The sequence below is a fragment of the Allobosea sp. genome (genome assembly GCF_035944895.1).
Lineage (GTDB): Bacteria > Pseudomonadota > Alphaproteobacteria > Rhizobiales > Beijerinckiaceae > Allobosea.
In genome coordinates this window covers 133,168-145,997 of the sequence record NZ_DASZAT010000006.1, presented here as the reverse complement: position 1 = coordinate 145,997, position 12,830 = coordinate 133,168, and the positions used below count along the sequence as shown (strand labels likewise).

The window sequence follows — 12,830 nt, the reverse complement described above, 5'->3', positions numbered from 1 at the left end:
GCCTCACTCCGGTTCCGGCAGGCGGATCGTCGCCGTGGCGAGCGCGGCAAGGCCCTCGCCACGCCCGGTAAAGCCAAGACGCTCCGACGTTGTCGCCTTGGTGCCCACCTGGTCCAGGCGTAGGCCTGCGATTTCGGCGATGCGGGCGCGGATGGCATCGCGATGCGGGCCGACCTTTGGCCCCTCGCAGACGATGGTCAGGTCGAGATGGTCGATCCGGCCGCCGCGCTGCCGCACGCGCTCGGCGGCGAAGGCGAGGAAACGGTCCGATGAGGCACCGCGCCATTGCGGATCGCTCGGCGGGAAATGGCTACCGATATCACCATCGGCCAGGGCGCCTAGCACGGCATCTGTCAGCGCATGCAGGGCGACGTCTCCGTCGGAGTGAGCTGTGACGCCGCGGCTGTGCGGGATGCGGATGCCGCCGAGCCAGACATGGTCGCCCTCGGTGAAGGCATGGACGTCATAACCGGTGCCGGTACGGGTGACGAGCGGGCGGGCGAGGCGCTGCTCGGCCAGTTTGAAATCGCCGGGATAAGTCAGCTTCAGGTTCATCGGATCTCCGGCGAAGGTCGCGACCCGGTGACCGGCCCATTCCATGATGGCGGAATCGTCGGTGAAGCCGCCGGCTCCGGCGGCATGGGCGGCCCGGTGCGCGGCGAGGAGCGGCTGGAAGGCGAAGGCTTGCGGCGTCTGCACCGAAACGAGCTGCTCACGCGGCAGGGTCTCGTCGATCAGGCCTGACGCATCGACGCGTTTGACGGTATCGGTGACCGCGAGCGCCGGAATCGTGGCGGTGTGCTCTGCGCTCGCGGCAAGAGCCCGTTCGATCAGGGCCGATGAGACGAAGGGGCGGGCTGCGTCATGCACGAGCACGCTGCCCGCGAACCCCGCGGCTGCAAGCGCTTCCAGCCCTGCACGAACCGAATCTTGCCGGGTCTCGCCGCCTTCGATGGGTGCAGTCAGCCGGGTACGGGTCGCCTCCGGAAGATGGTTTATCGCATCGTCGTAGCGTGCGGCGTCGCCCGCTCCGATCACCACCAGCACGGTGCCGATCCGCTCTTCAGCCAGGAAGGGCTCGAGCGTACGGCACAGCACAGGCAGACCGCCGAGCCGTCGGTATTGCTTCGGAGCCTCGGCTCCGGCGCGCAGGCCGCGCCCGGCGGCAACGATCAGGGCTGCGACGGCCGGTGTCATCGATCCTCTTGGGTCCGGATTACGAGGCCTCGCTGATAGGACGGCAAAGGCCTGCCGCCAAGCCATCAGCACGCTAAAGCAAGAAGCGAGATGAGGATCTGTTTCCGCGCATGCCGATATTGCATTGCAACATGGCGTGAAATTCTCTTGCGCGGCGCACCATTTGTCCAATAAATCGGCAAAATGGAAACTGCCTCAAATTCGGGCGAGCCCAATGTGTCGATCGGCGGGCTGCTGCCGGTCTCGCGTGCCTTCCTCGCGCCGATGTCGGGCGTGACCGATCTCGCCATGCGCCGGATCGCCGCGCGTTTCGGCGCCGGGCTCGTTGTGTCCGAGATGGTCGCATCGGACGAGCTCGTTCGCGGCAGCGAGGAGGCGCGGCTGCGGGCCGAGGGCGCCGGCGTCACGCCACATGTCGTCCAGCTCGCCGGCTGCGAGGCGCGCTGGCTCGCCGAAGCCGCGCAGGTCGCCGAGGCGTCGGGCGCAGATATTATCGACATCAATATGGGCTGCCCGGCCAAGCGCGTCGTCGGCGGCTGGGCCGGCTCGGCGCTGATGCGCGATCTCGACCATGCGGTCGGCCTGGTCGAGGCCGTCGTCGCGGCGGTGAAGGTGCCGGTCACGGTCAAGATGCGGCTCGGCTGGGATGATGCCAGTCGCAACGCGCCGGAGTTGGCGCGCCGGGCTGTCGTCGCCGGTGCGGCCGCGATCACCGTACATGGCCGCACGCGCCAGCAATTCTACAAGGGGCAGGCCGATTGGGGCGCAATCCGTCCGGTACGCGCGGCGGGCACGTTCCCGCTGGTCGCCAATGGCGACATCGCGACGCTGGCACAGGCGCGATCCTGCCTGGAACGGTCGGGCGCCGACTATGTCATGGTCGGGCGCGCCGCGATGGGCCGCCCCTGGCTGCCCGGTGCGATCGGCGCCGCGCTCGCCGGCCGCGAGCCGGCGGAGATTTCGCTCGCCGCCAAGCACGACATCGCCCGCGAGCATTATGAGGGTCTGCTGTTGCTGATGGGGCGCGAATCCGGCGTCCGTCATGCCCGCAAGCACCTTGCCGCCTATGCCGACGAGGCGCTCGCCAGCGGGCTGGCGCCCGACGAGAGCGCCCGCCGCGAGCTGCTCACCACCACTGAGCCCGCGCGGGCGATCGCTGCGCTCGGGCAATTGTTCTCAAGCGACCGCCTCGGCGCCGCCGCCTGACCACGAAAGTCCGCACATGACGATGGCGATGTTCAACGACGGTATGGAGGAGCGGCACGACCCCTTGTCCGACCTGCTCGAAATCCAGGCGCTGAACGTCCTGCCCATGCCCGTGCTGGTGATCGGGGAGGGGCATGGCATCCTCTATGCCAATACCGCCGCCGAGGATTTCTTCCAGGCCAGCGCGCTTGTCCTGAAGCGCCAGCGCCTCGATGACCTCGTCGCCTTCGGCTCCCCGGTCCTGGGACTGGTCGAAGAGGTGCAGCGCCGTGGCGCCAGTGTCAGCGAGTACCGGCTCGAGCTTGCCTCGCCCCGGCTCGGCCTCGACCGGATCGTCGACGTCTTTGCCTCATTGCTGCCCAGCCAGCCCGATGCCGTAGTGCTTCTGCTGCAAGAACGGACAATTGCCGAAAAAATGGACAGGCAATTGACGCATAGAGGGGCAGCGCGCTCAATCACGGCGCTGGGCGCCATGCTGGCGCATGAGATCAAGAACCCGCTCTCCGGCATCCGCGGAGCGGCTCAACTGCTCGAGGCTTCGGTTGGCGACGATGATCGCCTGCTGACGCAGTTGATCTGCGATGAGGCCGACCGGATCGTGAAGCTGGTGGAACGCGTCGAATTGTTCGGCGATGAGCGTCCGAGCGAGCGCGGGCCGGTCAACGTCCACGACGTGCTCGACCATGTGAAGCGGCTGGCGCAGTCGGGCTTTGCCCGACACATCCGCTTCAGCGAGGCCTACGATCCGTCGCTGCCCCCGGTCGCCGGCAATCGCGACCAGCTCGTCCAGGTGCTGCTCAACCTGGTCAAGAACGCGGCCGAGGCAATCGGCCAGGATGCCATGGACGGCGAGATCACGCTGACCACAGCCTATCGTCCGGGCATCCGCATGCAGGCGCCTGGCTCCGGTGCCCGGCTCGCCCTGCCGCTCGAGATCGGCGTCCGCGACAACGGGCCTGGCGTGCCGCCCGACCTGCACCAACTCCTGTTCGATCCCTTCGTCACGACCAAGGCGCAGGGAAGTGGCCTTGGACTTGCACTCGTTGCCAAGGTGATCGGCGATCACGGCGGAATCGTCGAATGCGAATCCGTGCCGCGACGCACGACATTCCGCATTCGATTGCCCCTGCACGAGGCGAAGCCGTCTCAGGTTGGGTAAAAGACGAGTAGGACACGGAAAAAGCGCATGCCGACGGGTAACATCCTCATCGCCGACGACGACGCCGCGATCCGCACCGTCCTCAACCAGGCGCTCGCCCGCGCCGGCTACGAGGTCCGCACCACCGGCCAGGCGGCGACGCTCTGGACCTGGGCGGCGCAGGGCCTGGGCGACCTCATCATCACCGACGTGGTGATGCCGGACGGCAACGCCTTCGATCTTCTGCCGCGCATCAAGCGGGTCCGGCCCGAGCTGCCGATCATCGTGATGAGCGCGCAGAACACCTTCATGACCGCGATCAAGGCGTCCGAGCGCGGCGCCTATGAGTACCTACCCAAGCCCTTCGACCTGAAAGAACTCGTCGCCATCGTCGGGCGGGCGCTGTCGCGGCCGCGCGGCGATGCGCCGCGTGGCCATGCCGCCGAGCCCGAGGACATCCCGCTGGTCGGCCGCTCGCCGGCGATGCAGGACGTCTACCGCGCTTTGGCGCGGCTGATGCCGATCGATCTCACCGTGATGATCAACGGCGAATCCGGCACCGGCAAGGAGCTGGTGGCCCGCGCCCTGCACGACTACGGCAAGCGCCGCAACGGCCCCTTCGTCGCGATCAACATGGCGGCGATCCCCAAGGACCTGATCGAGTCGGAACTGTTCGGCCATGAAAAGGGCGCCTTCACCGGCGCGCTGACCCGCTCCTCCGGTCGCTTCGAGCAGGCCGAGGGCGGCACGCTCTTCCTCGACGAGATCGGCGACATGCCGATGGAGGCTCAGACGCGCCTGCTGCGGGTGCTGCAGCAAGGCGAATACACCACCGTCGGCGGCCGCACCCCGATCAAGACCAATGTCCGCATCGTCGCCGCGACCAACAAGGACCTGCGCATCTCGATCGCGCACGGGCTGTTCCGCGAGGACCTGTTCTTCCGCCTCAATGTCGTGCCGATCCGCCTGCCGCCGCTGCGCGAGCGCGTCGAGGACATTCCGGATCTCGTCCGTCATTTCTTCGCGATGGTCGAGAAAGAGGGGCTGCCGCGCAAGCAGATCGATTCGGAAGCGATGGACGTGCTGCGGCGCTATCGCTGGCCCGGCAATGTCCGCGAGCTGGAGAATCTGGTGCGGCGTCTGGCCGCGCTCTATCCGCAGGAGACGATCACAGCACCGATCGTCGAAGCCGAGTTGCAGCCGGCGACCGGCGCTCCCTTGCAAGCCGGGAACGGCAGCAGCGCGCCGGAACGGGCGGAAACCCTGTCAGGCTCTGTCGAGCGCCATCTCGGCCAGTATTTCGGCGGTTTCGGCGACCAGATCCCGCCGCCCGGCCTCTATCACCGCATCCTGCGCGAGATCGAGCCGCCCCTGATCGCCGCCGCCCTGGCGGCAACGCGTGGCAACCAGATTCGCGCCGCGGAGCTGCTGGGACTTAATCGCAACACTCTGCGCAAGAAGATCCGCGAGCTCGATATGCAGGTGATGCGCTCGCCGCGGTAGAGCCCGTTCCGATCAGCTTGCACCGCAAGCCGATCCGTAAAACGGTCCCGAAACTCGAGGTAGGAGACGGACTTACCGATCGACTTGAATCAACCTGATCGGACTGGTCTCTGGCCGCCACTGTGGCTGCCTTGCATCTGTCATATTTTGACAACACCGTTGCGGCGGCGCATCAGTGCGCTGTGCGGCGGTTCCGGTGACGGAGCGCCGCGGTAATGGAGCTCCGATCCCGTCTTGACCACCTCGACCGGCGACATGCGCATGACGCCCCGGACCGACGACCCGCCACGCCGGATCTCGGGCTGGCTCGGCGCGCTCGTCGTCGGCTTCGCGCTGGTCTCGGCGCTCACCACCTTCCTCGTGCTTTCGGGCGCGACGCCGGTCGCACCCGTCCACGAGGTCGTGGTCGGCGTCTTCATCATCAACGGCCTGCTGATCCTGCTCCTGCTGATCATCGTCGCCTTCGAAGCGGCGGTGTTGATCCGTGCCAGGCGCAAGGGTGTCGCAGCAGCCGGCCTGCATGTGCGGATCGTCAGCCTGTTCAGCATCGTTGCCGCGCTGCCTGCGGTACTCGTCGCGATCATCGCGACCGCGACGCTGGAGCGTGGTCTCGAGCCCTGGTTCTCCGACCGGATGCGCGACGTGATCTTCAAGTCCGTCGAGGTCGCCGACGCCTACACGACCGGGCAGTGCCGCTCGCTCGGCCGCGAGATCCGGCTGCTCGCTGACGACCTCGGGCGGGCGAAGACCGCCTACGACGCCGATCGGAGCTGGTTCGAGACCTTTCTGACGGCGCGCGCCACGGCGCTCGGCCTGCCGGTGGTCTGGATCATGAAACCGCCGGACACCGTCGTCGTCCGCGCCAATATCGACGTGCTGCGCGACGCCCACAAGCCCAATGCCGACGCGTTCGAGGACGCACAGAGCTCGCCGGAGCCGATCTGCGTGCTGCCGTCGGCGGGGCGGGTCTTCGGCGCGCTGATGAAGCTGCCGAGCTATGACGGCGCCTTCCTCTATGTCGCCCGCGAGGTCGATCCGCTCGCCGTCGAGTTCCCGGCCGTCGCCCGCGGAGCCGTGGTCGAGTATCTCGGCATCGACGCGCGCCGGAAGGGCGTGCAGATCGCCTTCGCCTCGATGTATGCGCTGATCTCGGTGATCCTGCTGCTCTCGGCGATCTGGCTCGGCCTCAATTTCGCCAACGGCCTCGTCGCCCCGATCCGGCGGATGATCCACGCGACCGACCAGGTTTCCAGCGGCAATTTCTACGTCCAGGTACCAATACGACGAGCGGAAGGGGATCTTGCCCATCTCGGCGAGACCTTCAACAAGATGACCGCCGAACTGCGCCGCCAGCGTGATGGGCTGGTCACGGCAAGCGAGGTGATCGACCGGCGCAGGCGCTTCACCGAGACGGTGCTCTCGGGCGTCTCCTCCGGCGTGCTCGGCATCGACGAGGATGGGCACATCACGCTCAGCAACCGTTCGGCCGAGACCCTGCTCGGCTCTGGCGGCCGGCTGCTCGGCGAACCGGTCGCACGTGTCGTTCCCGAGATCGCCGGCTTTGTCTCCGAGGCACTCGGCAATCGCCAGCGCCTGAGCTCCAGCCAGGCGGCGATCACCCGCGGTGGCCGCGAGCGCATGCTCAACATCCGGGCGACGCGCGAAGGTGAGGGGGCCGGCGCCGGGCTGGTCGTGACGCTCGACGACATCACCGATCTCGTCTCGGCACAGCGCACCGCCGCCTGGGCCGACGTCGCCCGCCGCATCGCCCACGAGATCAAGAACCCGCTGACGCCGATCCAGCTCTCGGCCGAGCGCATAAGGCGCAAGTTCGGCCGCATCATCGTCGACGACAAGGAGATCTTCGACCAGTGCACGGCGACGATCGTGCGCCAGGTCGAGGACATCCGCAGGATGGTCGACGAGTTCTCATCCTTCGCCCGCATGCCCAAGCCCTCGCCGGCACGGGACGATATCGTCGAGACGGCAAGGCAGGTCACCTTCCTGATGCGGGTCGGCAATCCCGAGATCGACATCACCGACAACCTGCCGGAGGTTCCGGTCCTGGCGCATTTCGACCGGCGCCTGATCTCGCAGGCCCTGACCAACGTCATCAAGAACGCGACCGAGGCGATCCAGGCCGTGCCGGCCGAGGCGCGCGGCAAGGGCCGCATCGAGATCGGTTTCGAACGGACACAGGATGGCCGGATCGTCATCGACATCCTCGACAACGGCAAGGGCCTGCCGGCCGACCAGCGTCAGAAGCTGCTCGAGCCCTACATGACCACCCGTGACGGCGGGACCGGGCTCGGCCTCGCCATCGTCGGCAAGATCCTCGAGGACCATGGCGGCGGCATCGAATTGCTCGACCGTCCGGACGGCGCCCGCGGCGCCCGCATCAGGCTCTGGTTCATCGAGACAGGACCGCCGCCGACCGGCGAAGAAAAACCAGACACAGGCAAAAGCATGGCGGATTCCGCCACACGACAAGTGAACGGGACGAAGGCATGAGTGCTGACATTCTCGTCGTCGACGACGAGGTCGATATCCGCGAACTGGTGGCCGGCCTCCTGGAGGACGAAGGCTATCGGACGCGCAAGGCGGGCTCCGCCGACGAGGCGTTGGCCGCGATCGCGGCACGACGGCCCAATCTCGTCTTCCTCGACATCTGGCTGCAAGGCAGCCGGCTCGACGGGTTGCAGGTGCTGGAGCTGATCAAGGAGAGCCATCCCGACCTCGCGGTGGTGATGATCTCCGGGCACGGCAACATCGAGACAGCGGTCTCGGCGATCAAGAGCGGCGCCTACGACTTCATAGAGAAGCCGTTCAAGGCCGACCGGCTCGTGCTCGTCGCCGAGCGAGCCCTGGAAGCGTCGCGCCTGCGGCGCGAAGTGCGCGAGCTCAAGACCCGCTCGGTCCAGGCCAGCCGCATCGTCGGCCGCTCGACCGCGGTCAACCAGCTGCGCCAGACGCTGGAGCGCGTTGCGCCGACCAATGCCCGCGTGCTGATCACCGGCGAACCGGGCTGCGGCAAGGAGCTGACCGCGCGCACCCTGCATGACGCCTCGACCCGCTCGGCCGGCCCCTTCGTCGTGATCAACGCGGCGACGATCACGCCCGAGACGATGGAAGAGGAACTGTTCGGCATCGAAGGCGGCGACGGGCGCTCGCGCCGCGTCGGCGCGCTCGAGGAGGCCCATGGCGGCACGCTCTACATCGACGAGATCGGCGACATGCCGCGCGAGACGCAGAACCGCATCCTGCGCGTGCTGGTCGACCAGAACTTCCAGCGCGTCGGCGGCGCGACCCGCGTCCATGTCGACGTCCGAATCATCTCGTCCAGCAGCCGCGACCTCGCCCAGCTGATCGCCGACGGCCAATTGCGCGAGGATCTCTATCACCGGCTCGGCGTGGTGCCGATCCGCGTGCCGGCCCTGTCGGAGCGGCGCGAGGACGTGCCCGAGCTGATCGAGTTCTTCATGGACCAGATCTCGGTCGCGAGCGGCCTGCCCAAGCGCCGGATCGGCGGTGACGCCATGGCGATCCTGCAATCGCATGAATGGCCGGGCAATGTCCGCGAGCTGCGCAACAATGTCGAGCGGCTGATGATCCTGACCAAGGGCGAGCCGACAGCGGAGATCACGGTCGACATGCTGCCGGCCGAGGTCGGCGCCATGGTGCCGACGACGCCCTCCGGCTCGGGCGGCGAGAAGCTGATGAGCCTGCCGCTGCGCGATGCCCGCGAGATCTTCGAGCGCGAATATCTGATGGCGCAGATCGCCCGCTTCTCCGGAAACATCTCGCGCACAGCGGAGTTCATCGGCATGGAGCGTTCAGCCCTGCACCGTAAGCTGAAATCGCTCGGAGTGGGCTGAAATCCAGCCACCGTGTTGCACTGCACGCAAGGCGGCTGGCCGAAATTGACGTTCCGCAACCCTTGCGCGTTCTCGCCGGGTCGCGATCTAATGGAGTGTCGGTGTTCCGACGGCCCGGCGATTGGCGCCGAAGCCGAACGGGACGATCTGGATCGCAAGGGCAAACCGATTGCGATCCCAACAACAGGGATTACCCATGGCCGCCGAACGGGCTCAAAATCTTCAGGACACCTTCCTCAATCACGTCCGCAAGCAGAAGATTCCCCTCACCATCTTTCTCGTGAACGGCGTCAAACTGCAGGGCGTCGTCACCTGGTTCGATAATTTCTGCGTTCTTCTGCGCCGCGACGGGCATTCGCAGCTCGTCTACAAGCACGCGATCTCGACGATCATGCCGGGCCACCCGGTGCAGCTGTTCGAGCCCGAGGACACGGACAAGGCCTGACCGTGGGCGGCAAGGCCGGTAGCCCGACGACGGGCAGCGGAAACGCAATCGGGATTTCGATCGACGCGGCCGAGCATGCCTTGGCCGCCGACACTCGCGCCTTTGTGATCGGCCCCTATCTGGCGCGCCACGCCGCCAGCCGGGCGGCCACAGGCGACGAGAACCAGCGCAGCCACGCGGCGCGGCTGGACGAGGCCTTCGGCCTCGCTGGCGCCATCGATCTCCAGATCGTCGAGGCAATCCCCGTGGTGCTGACGGCGCTGCGGCCCGCGACCTATCTCGGCAAGGGCAAGGTCGAGGAGCTCGCCGAGCGCGTCAAGATCGAGGAAATCGGCCTCGTCGTGATGGATTGCGCCCTGTCGCCAGTGCAGCAGCGCAACCTTGAAAAGGCTTTCGGCTGCAAGGTCATCGACCGCACCGGCCTGATCCTCGAGATCTTCGGCCGGCGCGCCCGCACGCGCGAAGGCGCGCTGCAGGTCGAGCTTGCCCATCTCAACTACCAGAAGAGCCGGCTCGTACGCTCCTGGACCCACCTGGAACGCCAGCGCGGCGGCTTCGGCTTCCTTGGCGGCCCTGGCGAGACCCAGATCGAGGCCGACCGGCGCATCATCCAGGAACGGATGACCAAGATCGAGCGCGAGCTCGACAGCGTGAAGCGCACTCGCTCGCTGCATCGCGCCAGCCGCAAGCGCGTGCCCTATCCAGTCGTTGCGCTGGTCGGCTACACCAATGCCGGCAAGTCGACGCTGTTCAACCGGCTGACCTCGGCCGAAGTGCTGGCGCAGGACATGCTCTTCGCCACGCTCGACCCGACGGCGCGGGCGCTGAAGCTGCCGCATGGCGCCAGGATCATGCTCTCGGACACGGTCGGCTTCATCTCCGACCTGCCGACGCAGCTCGTCGCTGCCTTCCGCGCCACGCTGGAAGACGCGATCGAGGCCGATGTGCTGTTGCATGTCCGCGATGTCTCGCATGAGGATACGCAGGCCCAGGCCGCCGACGTGCAAGGAATCCTGCGCGATCTCGGCATCGACCCGGAAGATGGCGACCGCGTCATCGAGGTCTGGAACAAGGCCGATCTGCTCTCGGGCGACGAGCGCGAGCGCCAGGCGGCACTGACCGAGCTCAGACCTGGCGCCTCGCGGCCGGTTCTGGTCTCTGCCCTGACTGGCGAGGGCATGGAGCGGCTGACCGATGCGATCGAGCGGCGCATCGCACGCACCCGGCCGGTCTATCGGCTCACGCTCGAACCGGGCGACGGCAAGTCCCTGGCCTGGCTGCACGCCAATGGCGAGATCCTTGAGCGCGAGGATGCCGAGGACGGCACGCTCGACCTGCTGGTCAGGCTACCGCCGGAGCGGGAAGGGGCCTTCGGCGCACGTTTCCCGCAAGCTGAACGCGTCGGCAGCAATCCCTGAGGATGGGTTCGGTCACGCTTGCTATGGTCGCAGCCTGAAGCGCTGGGGCTTCAGGTCGGCGAGCACGGAGCGGGCTGCATTGTGGCCCGGCGCGCCGGTGACGCCGCCCCCCGGATGGGCCCCGGAGCCGCAGAGATAGAGGCCCGGCACCGGCATGCGATAATCGGCATGGCCGAGCACCGGGCGGGCGCTGAAGAGCTGGTCGAGCGTCAGCCGGCCATGGAAGATATCGCCGCCAACCAGTCCGAAACGCGCCTCCAGATCGCTCGGCGCCAGAGCCAGCCGGCCGATGATGGAGGCGCGGAAGCCCGGAGCGTAGCGATCCACGGTGTCGATCATCAGATCGGCAACAGTGTCGCGATGCTTGTCCCAGCTCTCGCCGTCCGGCAGCTGCGGCGCGACATGCTGGCAGAACAGGCTGGCGACATGCCGTCCGGACGGGGCGAGGCTGTCGTCAAGCGTCGAGGGGATCAGCATCTCGACGATCGGCTCGCTCGACCAGCCCGACAGCCGTGCCTGCGCATGGGCGCGGTCCATATAGCCGAGCGACGGCGCGATGATGATGCCGGCGGTCAGGTGGTCGCCCGGCTCCGGCAGGCAGGCAAAGCGCGGCAGCTCCGACAGCGCCAGATTCATCCGGAAGGTCCCGGAGCCCGAGGCATAGCGGCGGATGCGCTCGCTGAAGTCGGCCGGGACGACCGCCGGGTCGACGAACCGCTCGAACAGCAGGCGCGGATGTAGGTTTGAGACCACGGCGCGCGCCCTCACCACATCGCCCTGCTCGGTCACGGCGCCGGCGGCGCGGCCCCTCTCGCTCAGCACCTGCGCGACCGGCGTCTCCAGCCTGATCTCGACGCCCTGTTCCGCGCAGGCCCGCGCCATGGCCTGCGTGATCGCGCCCATGCCGCCAAGCGCATGGCCCCAGGCGCCGCGCTTGCCGTTGACCTCGCCGAAGACGTGATGCAGCAGCACATAGGCCGAGCCGGGCGTATAGGGGCTGGCATAGTTGCCGACGATGCTGTCGAAGCCGAACAGCGCCTTGACCGGATCGCTCTCGAACCAGCCGTCGAGCCAGTCGCCGGCCGATTTGGTGAATAGGTCGAGGAGATCGCGCCGGGCGGACTGGTCGAACCCGGCGATGCGCCGCCCGAGCGCGGCCGCATCCAGCATCTGTGGCAGCGCGGCCAACCAGCCGCCATCACCGAGATTGGGCGGCGCCTGCAGCACGAGATCGCGCAGCATGGCGGCGATCCGCTCCAGCCGCCCGCCATAGGCCGATAGCCGCTCCGCATCGCGGGTGGAGAACTTCGCCACCTCCGCTTCCGTGCGTCCCTCGCCGGCAGCGAGATAGCGTCCATCCGGCAGCGGCAGGAAGTTGGCCACGCGTCGCTCGACGACACGCAACCCATGCCGGGCCAATTCCATCTCCGCAATGATGCGCGGATTGAGCAGGCTGACCGTGTAGCTCGCCGTGGAATTGCGGAAACCGGGATGGAACTCCTCGGTGACCGCCGCGCCGCCGGCCACGGCACGCCGCTCCAGCACGATGACCTTCAGTCCGGCCTTGGCGAGATAGAAGGCGCAGACGAGCCCGTTATGGCCGCCACCGAGAATGACGATGTCAGCATGGCTGGTGCTCACGAAACCACCCCTTCGTCAGCACGCAGCACGTCTATTGGAAACTCGGCGGATCAGTTCAGCTCGGCCTTGTCGAGCCGGTACTTGCCCTTGCGGTCGCGCCGGAAATATTCGCGCGCCTGCGGATGACGGATCGGCTGGCCCGACTCGTCGATCACGAGATTTTGTTCCGAGACATAGGCGACGTACTCGGTTTCCTCGTTCTCGGCGAAGAGGTGATAAAAGGGCTGGTCCTTGGACGGACGCAGGTGCTCCGGGATCGCCAGCCACCACTCGTCCGAATTCGAGAACACCGGATCGACATCGAAGATCACGCCCCGGAACGGGTAGACGCGATGGCGCACAACGTCGCCGATGCGGAATTTCGCCGTGCGTGATTCCATGATCCTCGTTCAGCCCAAACCCGGCCC

Annotated in this window: 10 protein-coding genes; 7 read left to right on the top strand and 3 right to left on the bottom strand. The window is 67.2% G+C overall.

The window, feature by feature from the left end:
* Nucleotides 1-3 precede the first annotated feature (3 nt).
* Nucleotides 4-1,197 (bottom strand): bifunctional 2-C-methyl-D-erythritol 4-phosphate cytidylyltransferase/2-C-methyl-D-erythritol 2,4-cyclodiphosphate synthase, encoded by a 1,194-nt coding sequence (locus VGV58_RS09245; RefSeq protein WP_326873723.1) that lies wholly within the window; start codon nt 1,195-1,197, stop codon nt 4-6.
* A gap of 183 nt (nt 1,198-1,380) precedes the next feature.
* Here VGV58_RS09245 and dusB point away from each other — a divergent pair, with 183 nt between their 5' ends.
* The 7 genes from dusB (at nt 1,381) to hflX (ending at nt 10,782) form a co-directional block, all read left to right on the top strand.
* A complete protein-coding gene (dusB, locus tag VGV58_RS09240; RefSeq protein ID WP_326873722.1) occupies nt 1,381-2,403 on the top strand; it encodes a tRNA dihydrouridine synthase DusB in 1,023 nt (340 codons plus the stop codon).
* 43 nt (nt 2,404-2,446) lie between these two features.
* Nucleotides 2,447-3,562, top strand: a complete 1,116-nt coding sequence (locus VGV58_RS09235; protein WP_326874113.1) for a two-component system sensor histidine kinase NtrB — start codon at nt 2,447-2,449, stop codon at nt 3,560-3,562.
* A 27-nt stretch (nt 3,563-3,589) separates the two neighbouring features.
* A complete protein-coding gene (gene ntrC, locus VGV58_RS09230) occupies nt 3,590-5,044 on the top strand; it encodes a nitrogen regulation protein NR(I) (protein ID WP_326873721.1) in 1,455 nt (484 codons plus the stop codon).
* A 234-nt stretch (nt 5,045-5,278) separates the two neighbouring features.
* On the top strand, nt 5,279-7,555 hold the full coding sequence (locus VGV58_RS09225; protein ID WP_326873720.1) for a sensor histidine kinase NtrY-like: 2,277 nt from the start codon (nt 5,279-5,281) through the stop codon (nt 7,553-7,555).
* Nucleotides 7,552-8,919: a nitrogen assimilation response regulator NtrX gene (ntrX, locus tag VGV58_RS09220; RefSeq protein ID WP_326873719.1), complete on the top strand. Its 1,368-nt coding sequence runs from the start codon at nt 7,552-7,554 to the stop codon at nt 8,917-8,919. Before VGV58_RS09225 ends, ntrX begins: the two co-directional genes overlap by 4 nt.
* A 196-nt stretch (nt 8,920-9,115) precedes the next feature.
* Nucleotides 9,116-9,364 carry an RNA chaperone Hfq gene (gene hfq / locus VGV58_RS09215; RefSeq protein WP_057192822.1) on the top strand — a complete coding sequence of 83 codons (249 nt, stop codon included), beginning with the start codon at nt 9,116-9,118 and terminating at the stop codon, nt 9,362-9,364.
* A gap of 80 nt (nt 9,365-9,444) precedes the next feature.
* Nucleotides 9,445-10,782, top strand: coding sequence for a GTPase HflX (hflX, locus tag VGV58_RS09210; protein ID WP_326873718.1), 1,338 nt, complete (start codon nt 9,445-9,447; stop codon nt 10,780-10,782).
* Nucleotides 10,783-10,803: 21 nt separating this feature from the next.
* Here hflX and VGV58_RS09205 read toward each other — a convergent pair whose 3' ends face one another.
* Complete coding sequence (locus tag VGV58_RS09205) at nt 10,804-12,423, bottom strand: phytoene desaturase family protein (RefSeq protein WP_326873717.1); 1,620 nt, start codon at nt 12,421-12,423, stop codon at nt 10,804-10,806.
* Nucleotides 12,424-12,473: 50 nt separating this feature from the next.
* Complete coding sequence (hspQ, locus tag VGV58_RS09200) at nt 12,474-12,803, bottom strand: heat shock protein HspQ (RefSeq protein WP_091829030.1); 330 nt, start codon at nt 12,801-12,803, stop codon at nt 12,474-12,476.
* Between the last annotated feature and the right edge of the window lie 27 nt (nt 12,804-12,830).